Source organism: Thalassobacillus sp. C254, from assembly GCF_001310615.1.
Map to the genome: position 1 here is coordinate 24,519 of NZ_BAXQ01000023.1, position 19,347 is coordinate 43,865.

Annotated in this window: 30 protein-coding genes, 3 pseudogenes and 1 riboswitch; of the genes and pseudogenes, 24 read left to right on the plus strand and 9 right to left on the minus strand. The window is 38.4% G+C overall.

The window, feature by feature from the left end; all coding sequences use genetic code 11:
* Positions 1-6: 6 nt before the first annotated feature.
* Genes JCM19033_RS17320 through JCM19033_RS24435 form a run of 3 tightly spaced genes read left to right on the plus strand, consistent with a single transcriptional unit; the run spans position 7 to position 1,849 of the window.
* Positions 7-1,185: a cobyric acid synthase gene (locus JCM19033_RS17320; protein ID WP_269758333.1), complete on the plus strand. Its 1,179-nt coding sequence runs from the start codon at positions 7-9 to the stop codon at positions 1,183-1,185.
* Positions 1,182-1,697 (plus strand): cob(I)yrinic acid a,c-diamide adenosyltransferase, encoded by a 516-nt coding sequence (locus JCM19033_RS17325; RefSeq protein ID WP_054637243.1) that lies wholly within the window; start codon positions 1,182-1,184, stop codon positions 1,695-1,697. The genes JCM19033_RS17320 and JCM19033_RS17325 overlap by 4 nt, the downstream gene beginning before the upstream one ends.
* A gap of 8 nt (positions 1,698-1,705) precedes the next feature.
* Positions 1,706-1,849, plus strand: coding sequence for a hypothetical protein (locus JCM19033_RS24435; protein ID WP_198153552.1), 144 nt, complete (start codon positions 1,706-1,708; stop codon positions 1,847-1,849).
* Here the strand turns inward: JCM19033_RS24435 and JCM19033_RS17330 are convergent.
* Both JCM19033_RS17330 and JCM19033_RS22605 read right to left on the minus strand, forming a co-directional pair.
* Positions 1,846-2,433: a YihY/virulence factor BrkB family protein gene (locus JCM19033_RS17330; protein WP_198153553.1), complete on the minus strand. Its 588-nt coding sequence runs from the start codon at positions 2,431-2,433 to the stop codon at positions 1,846-1,848. The two genes, JCM19033_RS24435 and JCM19033_RS17330, sit on opposite strands and share 4 nt — an antisense overlap.
* On the minus strand, positions 2,409-2,642 hold the full coding sequence (locus tag JCM19033_RS22605; protein WP_083465540.1) for a hypothetical protein: 234 nt from the start codon (positions 2,640-2,642) through the stop codon (positions 2,409-2,411). The genes JCM19033_RS17330 and JCM19033_RS22605 overlap by 25 nt, the downstream gene beginning before the upstream one ends.
* Positions 2,643-2,822: 180 nt before the next feature.
* On the opposite strand from JCM19033_RS22605, the gene JCM19033_RS22610 reads away from it, so the two are divergent.
* The 8 genes and pseudogenes from JCM19033_RS22610 (at position 2,823) to JCM19033_RS17350 (ending at position 7,613) form a co-directional block, all read left to right on the plus strand.
* Positions 2,823-2,978 carry a ketopantoate reductase family protein gene (locus tag JCM19033_RS22610; protein WP_083465541.1) on the plus strand — a complete coding sequence of 52 codons (156 nt, stop codon included), beginning with the start codon at positions 2,823-2,825 and terminating at the stop codon, positions 2,976-2,978.
* A gap of 26 nt (positions 2,979-3,004) precedes the next feature.
* Positions 3,005-3,565: a ketopantoate reductase family protein gene (locus JCM19033_RS17335; RefSeq protein ID WP_054637245.1), complete on the plus strand. Its 561-nt coding sequence runs from the start codon at positions 3,005-3,007 to the stop codon at positions 3,563-3,565.
* Positions 3,565-3,753 (plus strand): annotated as a pseudogene (locus tag JCM19033_RS22615) (ketopantoate reductase C-terminal domain-containing protein); the annotation flags it as partial. The gene JCM19033_RS17335 and the pseudogene JCM19033_RS22615, both read left to right, overlap by 1 nt.
* Before the next feature lie 230 nt (positions 3,754-3,983).
* Positions 3,984-4,595 (plus strand): sigma-70 family RNA polymerase sigma factor, encoded by a 612-nt coding sequence (locus tag JCM19033_RS17340; RefSeq protein WP_054637246.1) that lies wholly within the window; start codon positions 3,984-3,986, stop codon positions 4,593-4,595.
* A gap of 20 nt (positions 4,596-4,615) precedes the next feature.
* Complete coding sequence (locus JCM19033_RS22620) at positions 4,616-4,786, plus strand: YvrJ family protein (RefSeq protein WP_269758334.1); 171 nt, start codon at positions 4,616-4,618, stop codon at positions 4,784-4,786.
* The gene (locus tag JCM19033_RS22625; protein ID WP_083465544.1) at positions 4,779-4,904 is read left to right on the plus strand and encodes a helix-turn-helix domain-containing protein; all 126 of its coding nucleotides are present in this window, start codon (positions 4,779-4,781) and stop codon (positions 4,902-4,904) included. Before JCM19033_RS22620 ends, JCM19033_RS22625 begins: the two co-directional genes overlap by 8 nt.
* A 235-nt stretch (positions 4,905-5,139) precedes the next feature.
* Complete coding sequence (locus tag JCM19033_RS17345) at positions 5,140-7,152, plus strand: penicillin-binding protein 2 (protein WP_054637247.1); 2,013 nt, start codon at positions 5,140-5,142, stop codon at positions 7,150-7,152.
* Positions 7,153-7,415: 263 nt separating this feature from the next.
* Positions 7,416-7,613, plus strand: coding sequence for a cold shock domain-containing protein (locus tag JCM19033_RS17350; protein ID WP_054637248.1), 198 nt, complete (start codon positions 7,416-7,418; stop codon positions 7,611-7,613).
* Between the two features lie 48 nt (positions 7,614-7,661).
* Here JCM19033_RS17350 and JCM19033_RS17355 read toward each other — a convergent pair whose 3' ends face one another.
* Entirely contained in the window at positions 7,662-8,177 is a 516-nt protein-coding gene (locus JCM19033_RS17355) for a cupin domain-containing protein (RefSeq protein WP_269758335.1), read from the minus strand.
* Between the two features lie 138 nt (positions 8,178-8,315).
* Between JCM19033_RS17355 and JCM19033_RS17360 the strand changes: the two genes are divergently transcribed.
* The 8 genes from JCM19033_RS17360 to JCM19033_RS22630 all read left to right on the plus strand — a co-directional run bounded on the left by JCM19033_RS17360 (position 8,316) and on the right by JCM19033_RS22630 (position 11,701).
* Entirely contained in the window at positions 8,316-8,645 is a 330-nt protein-coding gene (locus JCM19033_RS17360) for a DUF2325 domain-containing protein (protein ID WP_306301381.1), read from the plus strand.
* A gap of 26 nt (positions 8,646-8,671) precedes the next feature.
* The gene (locus JCM19033_RS17365; protein ID WP_054637250.1) at positions 8,672-9,151 is read left to right on the plus strand and encodes a hypothetical protein; all 480 of its coding nucleotides are present in this window, start codon (positions 8,672-8,674) and stop codon (positions 9,149-9,151) included.
* A gap of 222 nt (positions 9,152-9,373) precedes the next feature.
* A complete protein-coding gene (locus JCM19033_RS17370) occupies positions 9,374-9,700 on the plus strand; it encodes a helix-turn-helix domain-containing protein (RefSeq protein ID WP_054637251.1) in 327 nt (108 codons plus the stop codon).
* 147 nt (positions 9,701-9,847) lie between these two features.
* Complete coding sequence (locus tag JCM19033_RS17375; protein WP_054637252.1) at positions 9,848-10,033, plus strand: hypothetical protein; 186 nt, start codon at positions 9,848-9,850, stop codon at positions 10,031-10,033.
* Entirely contained in the window at positions 9,997-10,188 is a 192-nt protein-coding gene (locus tag JCM19033_RS17380; protein ID WP_054637253.1) for an acylglycerol kinase family protein, read from the plus strand. Before JCM19033_RS17375 ends, JCM19033_RS17380 begins: the two co-directional genes overlap by 37 nt.
* Positions 10,188-10,745 (plus strand): diacylglycerol kinase family protein, encoded by a 558-nt coding sequence (locus JCM19033_RS17385; RefSeq protein ID WP_054637254.1) that lies wholly within the window; start codon positions 10,188-10,190, stop codon positions 10,743-10,745. Before JCM19033_RS17380 ends, JCM19033_RS17385 begins: the two co-directional genes overlap by 1 nt.
* A gap of 437 nt (positions 10,746-11,182) precedes the next feature.
* A complete protein-coding gene (locus JCM19033_RS24440) occupies positions 11,183-11,338 on the plus strand; it encodes a hypothetical protein (protein ID WP_198153554.1) in 156 nt (51 codons plus the stop codon).
* Between the two features lie 108 nt (positions 11,339-11,446).
* A riboswitch (cyclic di-GMP riboswitch) is annotated at positions 11,447-11,529 on the plus strand.
* Positions 11,530-11,566: 37 nt separating this feature from the next.
* On the plus strand, positions 11,567-11,701 hold the full coding sequence (locus JCM19033_RS22630) for an anti-repressor SinI family protein (RefSeq protein ID WP_083465546.1): 135 nt from the start codon (positions 11,567-11,569) through the stop codon (positions 11,699-11,701).
* Between the two features lie 213 nt (positions 11,702-11,914).
* Here the strand turns inward: JCM19033_RS22630 and JCM19033_RS17390 are convergent, their stop codons facing one another.
* Both JCM19033_RS17390 and JCM19033_RS17400 read right to left on the minus strand, forming a co-directional pair.
* Positions 11,915-12,265, minus strand: a complete 351-nt coding sequence (locus tag JCM19033_RS17390; RefSeq protein ID WP_054637255.1) for a helix-turn-helix domain-containing protein — start codon at positions 12,263-12,265, stop codon at positions 11,915-11,917.
* A 523-nt stretch (positions 12,266-12,788) separates the two neighbouring features.
* Positions 12,789-13,025, minus strand: a complete 237-nt coding sequence (locus JCM19033_RS17400) for a hypothetical protein (RefSeq protein ID WP_054637257.1) — start codon at positions 13,023-13,025, stop codon at positions 12,789-12,791.
* A 166-nt stretch (positions 13,026-13,191) separates the two neighbouring features.
* On the opposite strand from JCM19033_RS17400, the gene JCM19033_RS26385 reads away from it, so the two are divergent.
* The 5 genes and pseudogenes from JCM19033_RS26385 to cls all read left to right on the plus strand — a co-directional run bounded on the left by JCM19033_RS26385 (position 13,192) and on the right by cls (position 17,127).
* Entirely contained in the window at positions 13,192-13,668 is a 477-nt protein-coding gene (locus JCM19033_RS26385) for a hypothetical protein (RefSeq protein ID WP_269758336.1), read from the plus strand.
* Positions 13,669-13,694: 26 nt separating this feature from the next.
* Positions 13,695-14,579, plus strand: coding sequence for a Na+/H+ antiporter NhaC family protein (locus JCM19033_RS26390; protein ID WP_269758337.1), 885 nt, complete (start codon positions 13,695-13,697; stop codon positions 14,577-14,579).
* Between the two features lie 239 nt (positions 14,580-14,818).
* Positions 14,819-15,190: a hypothetical protein gene (locus JCM19033_RS17410; protein WP_054637258.1), complete on the plus strand. Its 372-nt coding sequence runs from the start codon at positions 14,819-14,821 to the stop codon at positions 15,188-15,190.
* A gap of 161 nt (positions 15,191-15,351) precedes the next feature.
* On the plus strand, positions 15,352-15,486 hold the full coding sequence (locus JCM19033_RS26395; RefSeq protein ID WP_269758338.1) for a hypothetical protein: 135 nt from the start codon (positions 15,352-15,354) through the stop codon (positions 15,484-15,486).
* A 195-nt stretch (positions 15,487-15,681) separates the two neighbouring features.
* Positions 15,682-17,127: pseudogene (gene cls / locus JCM19033_RS17415) on the plus strand (cardiolipin synthase).
* A 7-nt stretch (positions 17,128-17,134) separates the two neighbouring features.
* On the opposite strand, the gene JCM19033_RS17420 reads toward cls, so the two are convergent.
* The 4 genes and pseudogenes from JCM19033_RS17420 to JCM19033_RS26415 all read right to left on the minus strand — a co-directional run bounded on the left by JCM19033_RS17420 (position 17,135) and on the right by JCM19033_RS26415 (position 19,298).
* The gene (locus JCM19033_RS17420; RefSeq protein WP_054637259.1) at positions 17,135-17,314 is read right to left on the minus strand and encodes an SE1832 family protein; all 180 of its coding nucleotides are present in this window, start codon (positions 17,312-17,314) and stop codon (positions 17,135-17,137) included.
* A gap of 151 nt (positions 17,315-17,465) precedes the next feature.
* Positions 17,466-18,371: a non-homologous end-joining DNA ligase gene (ligD, locus tag JCM19033_RS26400; protein ID WP_269758339.1), complete on the minus strand. Its 906-nt coding sequence runs from the start codon at positions 18,369-18,371 to the stop codon at positions 17,466-17,468.
* Positions 18,362-18,844, minus strand: a complete 483-nt coding sequence (locus JCM19033_RS26405; protein ID WP_269758340.1) for a hypothetical protein — start codon at positions 18,842-18,844, stop codon at positions 18,362-18,364. The genes ligD and JCM19033_RS26405 overlap by 10 nt, the downstream gene beginning before the upstream one ends.
* Positions 18,832-19,298 (minus strand): annotated as a pseudogene (locus JCM19033_RS26415) (hypothetical protein). Before JCM19033_RS26415 ends, JCM19033_RS26405 begins: the two are co-directional and overlap by 13 nt.
* Between the last annotated feature and the right edge of the window lie 49 nt (positions 19,299-19,347).

Genomic DNA, 19,347 nt, shown 5'->3' on the forward strand with positions numbered 1-19,347 from the left:
GGGGCGATGGCAGAATCCTTAGAGGAGTTAAAAAACGAATATGAATATATCATTATGGAAGGAGCGGGAAGCCCGGCTGAGGTTAATTTAATGGACAAAGACCTTGCGAATTTAAAGGCAGCAGAGCTTGCTGACGTGCCAGCCATACTAGTTGGGGATATAGAGAGAGGCGGAGTATTTGCAAGTCTTGTTGGAACAATGGAACTTCTTCCGCCTGAACACCAACAAAGGGTAGAGTGTCTTATTGTTAACCGTTTTAGAGGGGATCCTGAACTTTTTATTGAAGGAAAAAAATGGCTTGAGGAGAAAACGGGATCTGCTGTTCATGTCTTTCCTAAGTTAGACATTTCCATGGAAAAAGAGGATTCATTGTCCTTGCCTGAAATAGAAAAAAGAGGCTATAAGCCTGGTGCTCAGTTAGATATAGGAGTGGTTCATTTTCCTTACTTATCGAATTATACAGACGTTGAGCCCCTATTGGCAGAAAAGGATCTTTCTTTGCGAATCATAAGAAAGCCTGAAGATTGGGGAGATCCTGATGTGGTGCTTCTGCCAGGCACAAAAAGTACGTTTGCTGATCTTCATGCGATTACTCAAACTGGAGTCGGAGATCTGATTAAAGGGCATGTTGAACAAGGCGGGATCTTATTTGGTATCTGTGGAGGTTACCAAATAATGGGTGAGAAACTGATAGACAAAGAGGGGACAGAAACAGGAGTAATAGGGAAAGAAGAGCCTGGTTTATCTTTTTTGCCATTTGTTACTTCATTTATCAGCACAAAAACAACGAGGAGAAAGCCAGGCTTGTTCACGCATGCTTCTGGGCAGTCCTTTCCGTTAGACGGGTTTGAAATCCATTTAGGAAGTACCCTAGTGGATCGTGGTAACGAACCACCGTTCATGGTAGAAGCAAATGGAAATCACGACGGTGTTTACGCCAAAGACGGTCAAATAATCGGTACTTACCTTCATCATGTCTTCCATAACGATGACTGGCGTACCTGGTGGCTAAACCAGCTTCGTATCAAAAAAGGCATTTCTGTTCAAGAAAAGGTTTCTTACACCAAAATCAGAGAGGATCAATATGAAACTGCTGCAGAAGCAATCGAGCAGTATCTAGACCTTGATAAATTGATTAATATTATGAAAAAAAATGAGAAAGCCAGTAAAGGAGGGGCGATATGAGACTGTATACCCGTACTGGAGATGAAGGGATGACACGAGTAAAAGGCGGTAAGAAAGCCAAGGATTCGGTGCGCGTGGAAGCTTACGGGAGCTGTGACGAACTCAATTGCTTTGTAGGTCGTGCTGTTTCTCTATTGACACAGACCGAGCACTTGGATATAAGGGACGATTTGACTGCCATTCAGCATGAAATATTTGATTGTGCAAGTGACTTATCTAATATTAGGGAATCAGCTGTATTCAAGGTAAAAAAGGATAGGATTGATAAGCTGGAAACATTAATTGATACGTATCAAAAGGAAGTCAGACAAATGAATGGTTCTGTCACTTTTCCTGCTCCGGCCCAGGAGCTGGTTCTATGCGCCAGCATTGCCAAGAGGATTGAACGAAAAATTACAACCTTACATAAGGAAGAACAAATTAATGAGATAGTGCTTGCCTATATGAACAGGCTCTCTGATTTATTGAATATATCAGCCAAAGTGGTGAGCGTGCGTGGAAATGCCGGCTAAAAAGACAGGTGCCATTTAACCTGTCTTTTTATGCCCTCATCGTTGTAAATGGAGTTGTTGTGTACGCTCATAGCAGCTGGTCAGCTGTCCGGTCATTCTTTACTGCGGAAACAGGCAGCAGTGAAAACGAAGCTGTCCGAGCCAAAGCTTAAGTGAAATCTTCTTTTCTTGCAGCATTTATTTCTCCGCCAAACAAAATGATCACCGAGGAAAGGTGAAACCAGACCATAAGAGCGATAACAGCTCCAATACTTCCATAGGTGGCGGTATAATTAGCAAAGTTATTGAGGTAATAGGAAAAACCCAAAGAGGTTAACTGCCACCCTACTGTAGCAAATATGGCTCCTGTATACACTTCTTTTATCTTTAGCCTGGTGTTTGGACCAACCAGATATAAAATGGAGAAAACAATGAACAAAATGACTGAACTTACCAGCCATCGGAGAACATCGTAGTCCAAAATGACTGGCTCTATTTCGATGTATTCGAGGAGGTTGCTCCCGATTACTTGAACTACCAGGGCGGTCAGAACAACCAAAAACATGCTTATGGTTAAAGAAATGGAAACGACACGGGCTTTGATCATTCCTCTTCTCTCTGTGACATGATAAGCAAGATTTAACGTTCGCAAAATTGAATTCAAAGCAAGAGAAGCTGTCCATATGGTAAAAATAATACTAAAAGATAATAGCCCTGTGTTTTGGTGGGCTGTTAATACTTCCCATTGATTCTCCACAATGCCGAGCACTTCAGGAGTACATAATCTTCCTCCAGAAGATTGTAAACGTCTTGAAACGTAAATGGGAGGTAAGTAAGAAGGGTAACAATAAAAATCAGGAAAGGAAACAAAGATAAGAGCAGGAAATAAGCGCACTGGGCACCTAAACTTATTAAATCATGGTCAGCAAATCGTTTCATTAAAGAGCGCGCGTATTTAAGATACATTTTGCAAGTCCCCCCAGTGAGCCCAGAATGTTTCTTTCTAGTGTTATAGCCTAATTATCTCTTTATCAATCATGGCCAGTATTTATATTTCATTAGACTGTACAGGTAGGTGCTGGATATAATATTGTTATTTTATAAACGAATCGTATAGAAGGAATTATACATAATGGAGGGATAAGAATGAACTATGCCGTCATTGGTGCAGGAGCAGTAGGAAGCTTTATTGGTGGATTACTGCAGCATGCTGGCAGAAGCGTAACCTTTATAGCCCGCGGAAGCCATTTAGAAGCCATGAAAGAAGAAGGACTAACGGTAGAAAGAGATGAGCAGACTTAACGGTAGATAGAGAGTTTAGCAGTGATATGCACGACATTTCTTCTGCAGATACCTGGATACTGGGCGTGAAGGGTACAGAGATGGCCAGTATTATTAAAAAGGTGAAGCCATATGTGAATAAGGACACACGGATTATCACTCTTCAAAATGGAGTCAGCAATGAAGAACAGTTGTCTGGGGCCTTCGGGAAAGATAAGATCCTTCCAGCCTCGGCATATTTGTCTGCCAGTATAAGAGAGCCGGGAAAAGTAGTTCAGCATGGGCCTCATAAATTCCATCTTGGTGCTTTGGATCAGGATAACAATCAATTACTTGAAAACATTGTTGATGAATGGAAAGCGGCAGGGCTCAGCTGTGTACGGTCAGAAGATATTATGGCTAAGAAATGGGAAAAAAGCCTATGGAATCTTACGTTCAATCCTTTATCCGCTATAACAGGAGCAAAGGTTAGTGACCTATTAGACGACCCTTTATTAAGAAATACTTGTGACAGTGTCTTGAAAGAAGCTGCCTTAATCAGTGAAAAAAAGGGTATCCTGTCTCGGAAAAATCGGCCGGAAATGTTTTCAAAAGTGCGGAAACAGTAAGAAACCATAAGACTTCCATGCTACAGGACTTTGAAAAAGGAAAGCCAATGGAAGTATATCCGCTCTGTGGTTACTTTGTGGAGAAAAGTAAAGAGCTTGGGATAGAAACACCCGTTTTAACTACTTTATATAATATACTGGAGTTTATAAATAAGGAGAATGTGGAGAAAAATAGAGAAGGGAGATAAAAAGCAGTTTTATCTGACTTTTTACCGTTTTAATAAGAGGTCCTGTTATTTCGATATCTTCGAAATAACAGGGCTTTTTTTGCATCCAGCTTTGTCGGCAAACTATTCCCATGTCTTTAGCCCTTTGAAAAATAAAAAACCTTACAATAAAATAAGAACACACGTTCTCTTGAAAGTTGTAATTTTTATTGGGAAATGACTTTTAAATAGTAAAGAGAGGTGATGAAAAGATGAAAGAAAGATCATGTGCAAGCTGTAATGAAGCAGCATGCGAACAATGGGTGGCCTTTCAATACAAACACCAAAATGCATTTAAAAATCCGGTGTTGAAATCTTTTATAAATGACGTCAAGAGAAGGGAGCTTTTGAGGGAAGCAGTCTGTTTTCCGACAAAAGAAAATGAAAGTAAATTAAATAAGGAATTTCAGCTTCATTATGGTGAGCTTCGTTTTACTAAATATTTATCCAAATGCATTTATTGGACAGCTCTGGGTCATGGAAAAAAACAAAAGCAGCACCGAGAGAGAAACGCATTATACTTGCATCAGAAGGCTGGCCACGAAGAAGACGGTGAGCTTTTGCTTATAGACTTTGTAAAGGATGAAAATGCGGATGTTAACCAGCGTGTATTTGATTATTCAAAGAATCTGGATGACGCAGTATCCTCTACTTCTTTAATAGAAGGACTGTCTAAATTGGAAAAACAAGAGAAGCTTGTGCTGAGAGACTATTATGCATACGGATATACCGATAAAGAAATTGCAAAAAGGCTGAGTGTTTCTCAACAGGCAATCTCAAAAAAGAGAAATAGGAATATTAAAAAATTAAAGGTCTCAAATTAAAAGGGGGTGTTAGTATTGGGGTGGTTGAGGAGGTTCCTATGCTCATTCATGCACTAGCCAACTTCGGCTTTCCCATCATTGTATCGTTGTTCTTGCTGTTGCGTCTCGAACATCGATTATTAAAATGGGAAGCAGCAATGTATGAATTGAGAGCTGATATTCGAAAGGAAGGAGATAAGAGAAATGACTGAAATCTATCGTCTAGTAGAAAAAGCACAAAAAAGTGACCAGGAAGCTATTCAACAAATTATATATCGCTTTGAGCCAAAAATAAAAAAGTTCACTAAAGCTTATCCCCTTTCAACATAGAGAGGATGTAAATCAGGAGATCGTAATGAAAATGATAGAAGTGATTCAAAAAGAAGATATGGAAAAAGTCCCAGGCTTCAAAGAATTCCTTAACAGTATTTCACTGTAGTCGGCAAAAAAGAGGGAAAGATCAGCTCTTTTCTTTTCCTCGTACATAAAATAGAGACCTATCTAACAACAAATAGTAGAAAAATGTTAAAATAAGCCGAGAAATGGAAAAAAAGGAGGTATAACGTTGAAGGTCTGCCGTTTTTTAATGTTTACTATTTTAATAGGGTTATGCGCGGCGTGCTCAGAGGATGTACCTGATCCTGAGTCTTTTTTAAATGATTACATTCACGCCCATGAAACATATGAGTATGAGGAAATCTATGAATTAGCAAATGGCAGCAATGAATTGGCGTTAACAGAAGATGAATTTACTGCCTATGCAAGTAACATACATACGAGTATTGAGCAACAGGATCTGTCTTTTACTTATGAAAGCCTTGAACTGGAAGACGATGAGCTTAGAGAAATGGAAAGCCTGACCTACCCTGTATTTATTACTATGGAGACCATAGCTGGTGACCTATCTTACGAGAGTGAAGTGACCCTTGTAAAGGAAGAGGGAGATGATGGTATATTCTGGTTTGTTGACTGGGATTATGAACATTTGTTTTTAGGGCTTGAATCAGAAAATGAGCGGGTGAAAGCTGAGATTGAAACACCCGACAGGGGTGAAATCCTTGACAGAAATGGAAATGGGCTTGCTGTAAATGGTGAGGTGGCCAGCGTGTATGTCGTGCCTGAACGGATGGAAGATCAAGACCAGGGAGTTCAAGAGCTGGCAGGTATCCTGGACCTTACAGAGGAAAGAATTGAGGAACTCTTAAATCAAAGCTGGGTAGAGGACCATTTAAGTGTCCCCATAAAAGACATACCTGTAGAAGATGACCGTGAAAGTGAACTGTTGGATATTCCAGGTGTTGGAATCAGTACGGAAGAAGGAAGAGAGTATCCACTGGGAGAAATGGCTGCCCACTTAACTGGATATACTGGAGGAATTACTGCTGAGGAATTAGAAGAAAGGGAATGGAAAGGATACCACGAAAACTCAAGAATTGGTAAATCCGGTCTGGAAGCGGTGTGGGAAGAAGAACTTCGAGGAGAAGTCGGAGCAAGGATTAAAATCCTAAATGAAAATGACGAGGTCAAAGAGGTTGTGTTAAAGAAAGAGGCAGAAGCAGGTGAGACCTTTGAGTTGAGTGTTGATGCTACTTTGCAAAAGCAACTATCGGACAGTCTGGGAGGAGATACAGGCACGGGAGTTGTTATGAATCCTGTAACAGGAGAAGTATTAGCCATGTACAATACACCATCCTATGATCCCAACCTCATGAGCCTCGGTGTTAGCAGCGAGCAGTGGGAAGAGTGGCAGGAAAATGAAGATGAACCTTTTTTAAACCGATTTGGCCAGCGTTATTCACCCGGTTCAGTATTTAAGCCTGTGACAGCAGCCATAGGCATTGAAGAAGGAACCTTACATCCTGAAGAAGTAATGACCATTGAAGGTGAACACTGGCAGGAAAGAGAAGATTGGGGAAGCTATCGTGTAAGGAGAGTGAATGAGGATATAGAGGAAGTCGATTTACGCCGGGCAATGCTTTACTCTGATAACATTTATTTTGCTCAGCAAGCATTAAGAATAGGTGAAGAGGCTTTTCAAGACCGTATAGAAGACTTTGGTTTTGAAGAAACTCTTCCTTTCGAGTATCCGGTTTATACTTCAAGACTTTCAAATGATGGAATAGATGCCGAAGCCTTATTGTCAGACACTGGGTATGGACAAGGAGAAGTACTGACAAACCCAGTGCACCTTTCAGCTGTTTATACAGCCTTTCTTCACGATGGAAGCATGATAGAACCAACATTGCTTAAAAGAGATGAAGGGAGATACTGGAAGGAAGATATTATATCTCCAACAACAGCTGAAACCATTCTGAATTCTTTAATTGCTGTGGTGGAGGACTCAGGTGGAACCGCCCATGATATTTATGAAGAGGGAATGCCTCTCGCAGGGAAAACCGGCACTGCTGAATTAAAACAATCGCTAGACGATGAAGATGGGGAACAGTTAGGCTGGTTTGTCGGGTTTGATTATGAAAATAAAGACCTTATGGTAACCATGATGCTGGAGCAAGTAGAAGGTCGTGGTGGAAGCGGCTATGTTGTCCCTCTTGCTAAAGATTTCTTCAGCGAACGATAGAAAACGAGGATATCCATCTCAGTAGAATACAGGGAGGATAAGTGAAGTCGAAATCCCAGAACCCTTGGCATACGGAGGATTCATCAACATTAAAAATTTTCCAGTTAGGTTTGCAATCGCTTCCTTCGTGTGATACATTTAAGAAGGCGAAAGTGAGTAACATCGTAAAACAGTTTTTATCGGCCTCAGTAAGGACGTAAAAAGATTTGTTTTCCTGGTATTCACTGAAGCAATTTTTTTTATTATCTAAGGAGGCCGTTAACATGACTGGCAAAGTAAAATGGTTTAATTCTGAAAAAGGTTTTGGATTTATTGAGCGTGAAGGCGGAGACGATGTATTCGTCCATTTTTCTGCTATTCAATCTGAAGGATTCAAAACTTTAGATGAAGGACAAGAGGTTGAATTTGAGATCGTTGAAGGACAACGTGGACCACAAGCTGCTAACGTAGTTCGTGTATAATTAAAATAATAAAAGCAGAGGATGTCTTGAATACCAAGACATCCTTTTTTAATCTTGATGCCAACGCTCAATTAGAGGTCCATCCTTTCCAAAGACTGGATCGGCCTTCGGCAGTTTTACATCTTTTATATTATTCCACACTTCCTGACTTACAGGATCTTTCTGGGTTTTCATATCATAATCTTTTCCATCTGGATAAGCCCCCACTACTTCAAAATCTGTACTTGCTTTCAGCTTTTTATGCCCGCATCCAGCAGGGAGAATCACAACATCTCCTCTTTTTACGTGCATCTCTTCCCCGTGTTCTCCACCAAACATAATAGCGGCTGTGCCCTTTTGTACTCCCAGGACCTCATGTGAATTGCTGTGATAATGGTGATAAGGGAGAACACTGCCTGTCCAGCTGTTCCTCCAATTATTTCTCTCGAAAATTTCCATAATGCTATCATCTTCGTCTAACACCATCGGGTAATAGAGCATAGGCAGTGTAGGATTGTTAGGGATATTGCCGTCCTCGTTAAAAAAAACTGCTTTCACTTGAAAGTCATGTAAAGAGTAAACCAATGTTATTCCTCCTTGGAACAAAAGGTAAGGTAATAATTTAATTCCTCTAATAGGCGGCAATAAAACCAAACAATTAATTGACATTGATAATCTTTATCAATTAGAATGTAATTGAGAATAGATTTCATTTAAAGGAGAGTGAGAAGCGTGGAGGCTTTAATGATTGTAGGGGCAGATCGATTAGGTGCCATCCCTGACCATTTGCAAAAGCTGGGAGTTAAAAACATCATACATATTAACGGGAGAAAGGTTAAGCAAGTGCAAAGAGAAATACCGGAGCACGTTGAATTAATTCTTGTATTAACAGACTTTATTAACCACAACTTATCTAAAAAACTGAAAGAGAAAGCAAGTAAACAATCTGTGCCAGTTTGTTATGCCAAAAGGTCCTGGTGTTCGATATATAAAGCTCTTTCTCATTGTGATTCCTTTTGTGAGCAATGCCCACTGATGAAGGAGGAGCGGTGAAATAACAAAAGTGGAGGTAAAAGGATATGAGGAGAACGGATCTGGTTTTAGATACACATCTTACGGAACTCTCTATTCAAACAGCTGCTGAATGCATAATAGAAACAATACTGGACAATCCAAAAACAACGATAAAAAAAGTACTTTACAATATTAATTTTTATTGGAAGCAGATCCCTTCTGCTTGTTTTTCAAGCTATAAAGCATACTTACTTACCACAGCTGCCTTCACTGATTATCTGCTGAATTTTTTGCCGGTTCTCTACACCATTCATGTTTCAAAAAAACTAAAGCTAAATGAAGAAGTAACCTTATATATAGAAGACAATCCTCATAATATTTCTCAAAAAGAAGCGTGGTTATTTATAGGGGATAAAAGAGAAATAACTAAAGCTCTCCTGATAAAGGCAGAAAACGTAATGAAAAAAGAGTGTAACGGAGAAGAATGGAAGTTGAATATAATTATGTTAACCACTGGCAGACATTTAAAAAAATCATACAGGTAATTCTTGTTAAGGGAGAGCAGAAAACTAGTTTTCTGCTTTTTTGGCATATGTAAAGATATATTGAAATAATTGTGATATATTGAAAATTAAGACTTACAAATAATTGGTAAGGTATCCCTTTTTACTAGGTCTTTCTTGGCTTTTTTGTTCACTATAACATACATATATCATTTCGATGGTATAATATAAAACATGACTAGATATATAAAGGAGACTAGAAGGATGATTGGTGACCGCGTTAAAAAATATCGGTTAGAAAGGAACCTTTCATTAACAGAGCTTGCTGAAAAAGCAGGTGTTGCCAAGTCATATTTAAGCGCAATAGAAAGGAACATCCAAACTAACCCTTCCATTCAGTTTTTGGATAAAATTTCCAAACAATTAAACATTCCGATAGATTTTTTACTCAAGGAAGAGACAGAGGAAATGGAACAAGAGCTTGATAGTGAGTGGATGAAGCTTGTTCAGGAGGCAATGGAATCTGGTGTGTCTAAAGAAGAATTTAAAGACTTTTTAGAATTCAATAAGTGGAAGATCAATAACCAATAACACTTTATACCCCAGTTTTGGGTATAGAGTGTTTTTTATTATATCAAGGGGAAAATGAGTAATCCCCAGTTTATTTACGATATACTGGTATGACCTTAATCATATTACGAATCAATAAAGAATACTCCTAGAAAGTGAGTGGAGGTTATGTTTAAAAAAGCCCTGCTTGTGTATAAAGGGAACGTAAGTGAAAAAGAAATAGGAAATGAGCTTAACGAAGCGATCTCCACCTTCATGCTCCATATAAAAGAATTGGTCATAGTTAAAACAGAAGAAGAAGGAGAGGGAGAAGAAATATGCAAGGCGCATGGAACGAGGTTGAGCTTATACTGATTTATGGGGGAGATGGCACTGTTCATGAATGTCTCAATGGCTTAAAGGAAATTAACCCTTCCCCTGTGATCGGAGTGCTGCCAGGCGGGACGGCTAATGACTTCTCCAGATCTTTGAATGTTCCTCAAAATATAAAAAAGCTGCTGAAGCGTTAATGAATGACAGCAAGCCTATAAATATAGATGTTGGACAGGCAAATGATCGGGTATTTACTAATTTTCTAGGGGTTGGGCTGGTATCAGATACCTCGGAAAGTGTTAATGAAAATATTAAAAATCTGTTTGGTAAAGCTGGTTATTACTTAAGTGCATTCCAGCATTTAACAGAGGGGAATACTTTTTCTTTCGTTTTAAAACATGGTGAAACAGTAGTTGAAGACGAAGCTGTGATGATACTGATTGCTAATGGAAAGTATCTTGGCGGACAGGAAATTCCAGGAGGATCGATAAGTCCTGCTGATGGTCTTCTTGATGTTTTTATTGTATACGAGGCAGGACTCCCGTTATTAAAGGATTTCCTAGTTGCAAAAAGAACCTTTGAATGGAACCAGGATAAATCACAGGTAGTACATTTTCAGGCTTCTTCGCTGCATTTAGATACCTCTGTCCCTCAAAAGGTAGACATGGACGGTGAAATTTATGCTGAGACACCGGTGGAAATCAACGTCGTATCAAAACAATTTTCTTTCTTAGTAGGAAACTCCCGAAGATAAAGAAATGAGCTTTAAGAAGGCTGTTGAGAAAGTTATCTCAGCAGTCTATTTGCGTAGGTATTATGCATTAAATGGTTGCTTGTCTTTTGAGGGAAATTGCGCCTTCAAGGACCTGTAGCAGTGCTTTTGACCAGACGCGGAGAGAAAGAGTTTCTTTAAAACAGATAAGCTGTCATGTATTGCTAGTCAAAGAAGTTTGTATAAAGAGGAATTTTGTTAGAAAAAGAAAATAAAAAAACATTTTAGGTGACAGCTTTCTACAGAATTACATATGGGACCCCTGTATAGTATGAAGTATCCAAGAGTATAGGAGTGCGTCAAAAGTTCTGATTTCTACCCAATGCTTAAATGTCTCGTTAATTTATACAGTTTGCGTTATGCAAGATTATCTGCTTGAAGAGGGTTCATATTTAGGAAGTAAGGATGGTGCATGAAAAATGAGCAAGAACCACCTGGAAAATCAAACACCTGATAGGAGAGAATGGTTAGAGCTGCTTGTGAAGGCAAGGGATAAAGGGTACACAGTAGAAGAAGTGAGGAAGTTTTTACACTTACACTCATCTCAGGTGGATGAGAAGAAGGTGATGATATAAGTCATAATCACCCTAAAAGATAAATCAGAAAAAATGTTTACGTAGGACTATGTTTCTCTGACTGATAAGGGATTTTAAAAACGAGAATGCAGATGTTACAGGATGTGCTGAAGAACAAGGCATCCCTGTTGAAAAGCAGGTGCGCAAAGTCACAGGTCTAAGGTGTTTACTAGGATGGCTGGGCTGCCTAAGCACTCAAATATTTCTTATATTTGAGGTGGTGCTAAAATGAATAGTAAAGCTAATACAAAAATTGACAAAGAATGGGTATTTTTGATTCAGGAAGCATTATCTCAAGGATTGACGCCTGAAGAAATCAGAGCATTTTTCCGACGTAAATCCTGCAATAATAAACTGCATTAAGAATGACATGCTTTAACATACTGATAAATAAGGCCTGAGTCCGGGGGTGCCGGACCCAGGCCTAATTCTAATTGTTTTCAGTGTATTGAAACCTAAAAAAGACTGTTTTCAAAAGGGTTACTTTTGAAAACAGCCCCAGGTCAAAAAGAGTCTTTCAGGACAGGAACTCTGAAACCTGGGTTTCAGTAGCTTCGTGACTTAAAAAATGAATCATTATCCTTTATCTTTTTCATTGCTCCATGCTTTGTATTTCACAAAATCCTGAAACTGCTTAAACTCTTCTTTTGTAATTCCTGACTTAATGGCTTGCTGCAGAAGCTGAAGCCATTCTTCGTCCAGGTGTTCCCCGCTATGTTCGTTGTATAGCTCTTGTTCATTTATCAATTCTTCAATAGAGAGGTCTAATACACTGGAAAGCTTTTTAAGAACATCAATAGAAGGATTCTTCTTCAGGTCTCTTTCTATATAGCTTAAATAGGATTTAGAAACCTTCGTACGGTTTGCCAATTCAGAAAGGGTTAATCCCTTTTCTTTTCTTCTGACCTTAATCTTTTCACCTATCATCTTCCCCCCTCCAGTTAGGGTGTTATTTGTTCATTATATAAAACAATTTCCGTTTTGGGAAAAAAGTAAACCAGAGAAAATTAAAAGAAATATAATATATAAAGAACATATTCGTTCATTATTAGGAACAAACGAACTAATTTAACGTTTTTCACGTTTTCTAATTTATAGAACAAATTTCCTTATAGCGAACAAAATATATAAATAGAAAGTAAAATATAAACCTCGATAAAGGAATGCTTGAAAGTATCTATAGAAAATAAGGAAGGTACTGTCTTTCTTTAAAAGGCTTAATGTATTGGCTGGATCTATGCGGGATTTATTATACCATCTGTACCGATGCAGCAATCTGCATGACTTTCCTATATGGACGAACGAGGCTCAATACTTAAAAAAAGGATCTAGTAAGAGTCTGCCCGGCAGACAGGCTATTTTATACAAAAAAACAAATTCGTGTTCACACAGTGAATCAAAAGCAGAAAGAAAAGGACAATTAATTGTGACAAGAAAGGATATATTAAAATTAGTGGACAAGCTTGCTGTAAAAGGATAAGTGCTGCACAGGCGGGAAGGGATGGATATTATGAATATCCTCAAAATGGTACTGCTTTAGTGAAAATTCGCGGTCATTATTATATTCCAGTAAATAGATCTTTGTGTTTCCCAGACTGCAGAGAATACCAGAAGTGCCTCGGCCGTTTTTTAAAGCAATCCCTACAGGTTCACCAATTAAATATTGAGCTTTTTTGTACCACTTCATTTCTTTTCACCTCTTATTGTTATCGTATGACATTTGATCAGTAAGGAGCGCCTATTCTTTAAAAATTGTTTTTCCGCCCTGTCTTGACAAAAAAAGAATTTCCTATTATGTTTAACGTTGTGCTTCAACGCATAAAAGCGTTCAAGCAGTGATAATGGAGGTAAATATGGAAAATCAAAAACAATTGCCAGCAGTTACAAGAATAGAAGCATTATTGGTCATTTTAGTTATTCTATCACTTATAGGAACGGCTCTTATCGTATTTGAGGCGCCTCCACATGTCCCTATTTTTACAGCGTTTATATTTTTGGTAGTATATGCTTTTATAAAGAAAGCACCCTGGAAAAAGGTAGAGGAAGGGATTGTGGAAGGGGTATCATCTGGAATTATTCCTATGTTAATCTTTATGTTTATTGGCGTGCTTATCAGTATTTGGATGAGTTCGGGCACTATACCTACGTTGATTCACTATAGCTTCCAAGTTGTCTCTGTGAGCTATTTTCTTCCCAGCGTATTTATTGTTACAGCCATAGTGGGAGCATGCGTGGGAAGCTCCTTTACGACAGCTTCAACGATTGGTGTTTCCTTCATGGCGTTGGGAAGCCTCCTTGGCTTTGATCTCGCATGGTGGCCGGTGCTGTAGTTTCTGGCGCTTTAGTAGGAGATAAAATGTCTCCGCTCTCAGATACGACAAATCTTGCTGCATCTGTAACAAGGGTAGATTTGTTTGAACATATTAGACATATGATCTGGACTGCAGTTCCTGCTTTTGGTGTCAGCCTGTTGTTGTTTATATTAATTGGGAGAACCGAAGCAGAGATAGAAACTGCAGGTGTCAATGAACTTATGGCTGAACTAACAGAGGTTTCCCTTATTAGCCCAATAGCTTTACTCCCTGCAGTAGTTATTGTTCTTCTGGCTATAAAGAGAACTCCAGCTTTGCCGACAATGTTAGCAGGGATAGCAGCTGCCTTTCTTATTGCTTTAATCATGCAGCCGCAATATACGATCGAAAACTATATTTCATTCATTCAGGACGGTTACACAGCCGAATCAGGTAATGAACAAATTGATGCATTGCTCACAAGAGGCGGTATTCAAGACATGATGTGGCCCCTTTCACTATTAGTATTAACATTAAGTATGGGTGGCTTATTAAATAAACTCGGTATCATTGAAAAGCTTCTTGAAACCATTCGTGCTTTAGTGGCCTCAACCGGGCGTCTTGTATTATCCACCGTGGTTACAGGAATGGGGATTAATATAACTCTTGGGGAGCAATACATGTCAGTCATTTTGACTGGGAAAGCTTATGAAAAACAGTATGAAGAACTTGGTTTAAAGAGAAAAAATCTCTCAAGAGCACTAGAAAACGGAGGAACTGTCATAAATGCTTTAATTCCTTATGGAGTTAGTGGTGTGTTTATGGCAAGTGTCCTTGAGGTGGATGTACTGAGTTATTTACCATACGCGTTTTTTTGTTTGCTTTGCCCTATTATTGCCGTCATATATGGTTTTACCGGTATAACTATGGAAAAAACGGAAGAAAAGTAATAAAGCAAAGGCTCCTGGGATATAACAGGAGCCTTTTATTATCAGCAAATGAAATATTATTTGGTTGTTTAAAAAAGATTTCTCACAAGTGAATAGAGTATTTTCTTCAGCAATCAGCAATTTTTAACCGTGAGGATGCCAATAAAAAGAAAAGTAAAGGATAAATACAGGATATTTCATTTTTTATCTCTGTTAGTTATATACTTACGATAAAGAATATAGAAAAAGGAGGGAACAAGATGCTAATAACAATGGAAGATGAACTTATTTATATTTATTTTCAAGGAAAAGCTTCAAAAGACCTCCCTATTGGTACTTATCCAGATGTAAATGGCTACCTCCTTTATTCGGATGACAATAAATGGTTGGGATATCGGCTCATGAGAACCGTTAGAGACCATGAGTCCATTACTCTTCCAAAGATAAAAAAAATCGACTATCCACTTTTCAGCGGAAGTGTGGAAGATGCAGACCGGTATGTAGAATTGAAATTCGATAAGGACACCCCAATAAAGGAAATGCATGAACAAGAATGCCTTGTTGACTTTAATGAATACGGGATATTCGGTATAGAAATTATTAGAAGACCAGAGAATCCCAGGGAAAGATGAATTAGTCAAGTATTTTATTGAACCTTAAAAGAGACAGAACTCAAGCCAATGGAATAACAAGAAGAATATTTTAGAAAGTGAGGAAAAAAAGAATAGTACGATGGTCTTTTATCAACTATAATAATGAAGGGCAAAAGTATTAGGTAAGGGAGAGAAGTGCTTTGTTTCAACGCATTCTTGTAGGTTTTCTTTTCGCGCTTGTGGCAGTCTTTGTTGTTATTTATGTAAATGATTCACCTGATTCTTATTCTATAGACGGTGGTACAAAGATAGAGACATTCGAACTAACTGAATAATCCTGTAACTCAAAGCCTTGCTTATCTGGAGACCTGGATATCAAGGCTATTTTATTATGTTTAGCTTTTTCTATGAATATACTATGAAGAAGGAAATAAAGGGAATGATCAAATGGCTATATAAATAAAGTTTTAAATGATAAAATATGGGGGTTGAGGAATAAAAAACCTACCATTAAAAGGCAGGGATAGTATATGGATATAGTTACAATTTTATTAGGGATTCTCTATTTATTAAATATTATCTTTGCAGCTGTGGTTATCTTCATAGAAAGAAGAGATGCTGGGGCCACTTGGGCCTGGGTACTGATTCTTTTCTTTGTCCCAGTGGCGGGATTTATTTTGTACCTTATCTTCGGCCAGAACTTAAGCCGAAAAAGATTGTTTGACTGGGGTGATATTAAGAAAATAGGGATAGAGGACCTAATTAATAATCAAACAGCTAACATCCGAAATCCTGATTTCTTCTTTAAAGAATCATACGTTAATGATTATCGAAACCTTATCTACATGCATTTGATAAATAATGATGCTGTCTTAACAGAAGGGAACAGCGTTGATATTTTTTTGGATGGAGAAGAAAAGTTCGCTTCTCTTTTAAAAGATATTGAACAGGCAAAAGACCACATTCATCTTCAATATTATATCTTTCGTAATGATGGACTGGGAGGACAGATCATCGATGCCCTTGCAAAAAGGCAGAAGAAGGGGTAAAGGTACGCGTTTTATATGATGACATGGGATCTAGGCTCCTTACGAAAAAGATTTTAAAGCGATGACACAAGCTGGTGGGGAAGTGGGGATTTTCTTTCCGTCGCGTATCCCGTTTATTAACCTTCGCTTAAACTATAGAAATCACCGAAAGCTTGTTATTATTGATGGGGAAATTGGTTATGTCGGAGGGTTTAACGTTGGGGATGAATATTTAGGGCTAAGTAAGAAATTTGGTTATTGGCGTGATACTCACTTGAAGCTCAAAGGTGAGGCTGTAAATGCGATTCAAACCAGGTTCATTCTGGATTGGAACCAGGCATCCAAGAGTGCTTCAATTAATTATCAAGATCGGTATTTCCCCCCAAAAAAACAGCAGGGGATGTAGCTGCCCAAATTGTTTCTAGCGGACCGGATTCTGAATGGGAGCAAATAAAAAATGGGTACATTAAAATGATTCATTCCGCCCGCAAATCTATATATATTCAGACACCGTATTTCATCCCCGATGCAAGCTTACTTGACACGTTAAGAATCGCTGCACTATCTGGAAAAGATGTATCTATTATGATTCCAAATAAACCTGATCACCCATTTGTATATTGGGCTACATACTCCTATATATTTGAGATGCTTAAAGCTGGGGCCAGGGTTTTTATTTATGAAAAAGGATTTATTCATGCGAAAACACTTGTTGTGGATGGAAAGGTAAGCTCTGTTGGCACGGCAAATATAGACGTGCGAAGTTTTCGGCTTAATTTTGAAGTAAATGCTTTTTTATACAATGCTCAAACGTCAAAAGAACTTGCCTTAGCCTTTGAAAATGACATTAAAGACTCCAGGGAATTAACAAAGGAACTCTATGCTAAAAGATCAGTCTGGATTAAGTTTAAAGAGTCCATCGCAAGACTGCTTTCACCCATACTATAGACTTGTATTAAATAAGAGCAGTCAGTTTATGATTTAGGTCAGTCAGCTCTTGTTCAATTTCAGTGAGCTGGCTTTCGGCCTTTTCCACACCACGCCCTACGGATTCCAACTTTTCAATATCTCCTTGTACCCTTATGTAATCTACCTTCAACATTTGAATTCTGTCTTCAATTTCTTTTCTACTCATATAACTTTCCCTCCCTATAATATTTGTTATACACTTTGAAGTTATCATAGGAGGATAGATTCACAATAAAAGATTGAACGATTGCAAGGTAAAAAAAGAGAGATTATTTCCCGAGAAATATGTCAAAAGACCACAAAGGATGAAGCTTATTTTAAAAGACATGGCCTTTTGACTTCAAATCGGTAATGATTTTTTTTAATGAGCTGTTATTTGTTTCGAAAAAATGAGAAAAGGGGCACCCTTGTCTCTTTATTCTTTGTATGACTTTCTCCATGGTAAAGTTTTCTGCATCAAGTCCTTCTTCAACTTCCTCCCAAAAAAGTGGAGCAGCCACAAGAGCTGATTGATTGCCTCTGAGAGAGTACGGAGCAATAATGGTTTTCCCTTTGCGATGTTGAATATAATCAACATAAAGCTTGTTACCCCTATTCTTTTTTAAGCGCTCTACGGTAAATAATTCTGGGGACTGTTTAACAAGGAATGCGGCGATAAACGAATTGAACTGTTCAGTGTCTTCCCAGGTGAAAGTTTCCTTTTCTAAAGGAAGATATACTTGAAGACCTTTATTTCCTGAAAACTTCACAAAGCTTGTGAGCTGAAGGCTATCAAAGATTCTTTTTAACTCTTTCGCTGCTTTTACTGCCAGGGAAAAGAATTCCCGGGAGGGAGGATCCAGGTCAAAAACGATTTCACTCACAAAATCTGAGTCAACTGTTTGAAAAGGCACATGATACTCGATAGCGAGCTGATTGCTTAACCATAACAATGTTTCTGCAGAGTTACAGACAATAAAAGAAGTTCCTTCATGATTAGATGTTTGTACGTATTCAGGAGCATAATCAGGGCATTGTTTTTGATAAAAACTTTCGCCATACATTCCATGGGGGTAACGAATCACTGTAAGAAGCCTCTTCTTTAAATAGGGAAGCAGTAAAGGAGCTATCGCTCTCATGAAACGAAGGTAATCTAATTTCAGGATGGGTGGAGAGCTCCACAAGGGCTTGTCTATGTTGGTAACTGGGACGTTTTGAGGAAGCTGGAGCTCATCTAACAGCATTTGTTCATACGTACACTCTTCAGGCTCTGAATCCAGTAAAAACGATTGAAATATGGTTCTCTTAGTTCCTGTTCTCCTCGCTCTAAGTAGTTAACTTCTACACAAATAGAGGGAGAAATAGCATACATATTTTTATTTTGAAGGAGACCGTTTTTTTTAATAATCTGGTTTAGAATCTCTTTTTCCTTCTTTCCTAACCCGTGAAGAAAAGCACCAGCTTTATACACTTCTTCTCCCTTGAAAACACCGATATCGTAGTACTGATTTTCTGAATTGTATCCTGTAATAAAGCATTTAACCAGACGCCAATTTTTCCATTTCACCCAGTTGTTTGAACGATTCTTCTCCCACCTGCTTTTTTTGTTTTTTACTACAATTCCTTCGCCTTGACATTCAAGTACCTGGTGCAGAGCTTCTTTGCGGCTATGAGATGGTATGGACTGGAGAAGCTTGGTAAAGGTCATAGTAGGCATATCGGAAAATCTTCTTCTTTAAAAAAATCTTCCAGCTTCTTTTTTCTTTTTTCATAAGAAGAATCGGTAATCGAAGAGCCTCGATAAATTAATAAGTCAAAAGCCAGAAAGCAAACCGGCCGTTGTAGTACTGCTTTTGAATAGATTTCTCTGATCTCATTCTTCCTCTTTTTTGGACTTCAGAAAAAAAAGATTTCCCATCGTTTCCAAGAACGGCAATTTCTCCATCTAACAAAAAAGGAGAGTGGGATTTTAAAGTTTTGTCATTAGCTGACAAAAAATCAATGATCTCTGGAAATAATTTAGATAAATCTTTACCGGTTCTGCTTATGAAAGAATACTGCTTATGTGAGGACCATTGTAACTGAGCTCGAAAGCCGTCATACTTCACTTCGTAAGCCCATTGGGAGTTCTCTGGCAGGTCATTGTGAAGCACAGGAAGCATTATCTTCATTACAAACCACCTTCAAGGATAAAGTAACTGAACCATCATGATGGATGAG

Bases quoted from the DNA above. Each gene is read 5' to 3' on its own strand.
- JCM19033_RS17390 (WP_054637255.1), bottom strand. From the start codon at position 12,265: ATGATAGGTGAAAAGATTAAGGTCAGAAGAAAAGAAAAGGGATTAACC.
- JCM19033_RS22610 (WP_083465541.1), top strand. From the start codon at position 2,823: ATGAACTATGCCGTCATTGGTGCAGGAGCAGTAGGAAGCTTTATTGGT.
- JCM19033_RS17335 (WP_054637245.1), top strand. From the start codon at position 3,005: ATGCACGACATTTCTTCTGCAGATACCTGGATACTGGGCGTGAAGGGT.
- JCM19033_RS26390 (WP_269758337.1), top strand. From the start codon at position 13,695: ATGTCTCCGCTCTCAGATACGACAAATCTTGCTGCATCTGTAACAAGG.
- JCM19033_RS22605 (WP_083465540.1), bottom strand. From the start codon at position 2,642: ATGTATCTTAAATACGCGCGCTCTTTAATGAAACGATTTGCTGACCAT.
- JCM19033_RS17420 (WP_054637259.1), bottom strand. From the start codon at position 17,314: ATGAGTAGAAAAGAAATTGAAGACAGAATTCAAATGTTGAAGGTAGAT.
- JCM19033_RS22630 (WP_083465546.1), top strand. From the start codon at position 11,567: ATGAATAGTAAAGCTAATACAAAAATTGACAAAGAATGGGTATTTTTG.
- JCM19033_RS17350 (WP_054637248.1), top strand. From the start codon at position 7,416: ATGACTGGCAAAGTAAAATGGTTTAATTCTGAAAAAGGTTTTGGATTT.
- JCM19033_RS17340 (WP_054637246.1), top strand. From the start codon at position 3,984: ATGAAAGAAAGATCATGTGCAAGCTGTAATGAAGCAGCATGCGAACAA.
- JCM19033_RS17385 (WP_054637254.1), top strand. From the start codon at position 10,188: ATGAATGACAGCAAGCCTATAAATATAGATGTTGGACAGGCAAATGAT.
- JCM19033_RS17325 (WP_054637243.1), top strand. From the start codon at position 1,182: ATGAGACTGTATACCCGTACTGGAGATGAAGGGATGACACGAGTAAAA.
- JCM19033_RS24440 (WP_198153554.1), top strand. From the start codon at position 11,183: ATGAGCAAGAACCACCTGGAAAATCAAACACCTGATAGGAGAGAATGG.
- JCM19033_RS17375 (WP_054637252.1), top strand. From the start codon at position 9,848: ATGTTTAAAAAAGCCCTGCTTGTGTATAAAGGGAACGTAAGTGAAAAA.
- JCM19033_RS17370 (WP_054637251.1), top strand. From the start codon at position 9,374: ATGATTGGTGACCGCGTTAAAAAATATCGGTTAGAAAGGAACCTTTCA.
- ligD (WP_269758339.1), bottom strand. From the start codon at position 18,371: ATGCTGTTAGATGAGCTCCAGCTTCCTCAAAACGTCCCAGTTACCAAC.
- JCM19033_RS17320 (WP_269758333.1), top strand. From the start codon at position 7: ATGGCAGAATCCTTAGAGGAGTTAAAAAACGAATATGAATATATCATT.
- JCM19033_RS17410 (WP_054637258.1), top strand. From the start codon at position 14,819: ATGCTAATAACAATGGAAGATGAACTTATTTATATTTATTTTCAAGGA.
- JCM19033_RS22625 (WP_083465544.1), top strand. From the start codon at position 4,779: ATGACTGAAATCTATCGTCTAGTAGAAAAAGCACAAAAAAGTGACCAG.
- JCM19033_RS17380 (WP_054637253.1), top strand. From the start codon at position 9,997: ATGCAAGGCGCATGGAACGAGGTTGAGCTTATACTGATTTATGGGGGA.
- JCM19033_RS26385 (WP_269758336.1), top strand. From the start codon at position 13,192: ATGGAAAATCAAAAACAATTGCCAGCAGTTACAAGAATAGAAGCATTA.
- JCM19033_RS26405 (WP_269758340.1), bottom strand. From the start codon at position 18,844: ATGCCTACTATGACCTTTACCAAGCTTCTCCAGTCCATACCATCTCAT.
- JCM19033_RS17365 (WP_054637250.1), top strand. From the start codon at position 8,672: ATGAGGAGAACGGATCTGGTTTTAGATACACATCTTACGGAACTCTCT.
- JCM19033_RS17400 (WP_054637257.1), bottom strand. From the start codon at position 13,025: ATGAAGTGGTACAAAAAAGCTCAATATTTAATTGGTGAACCTGTAGGG.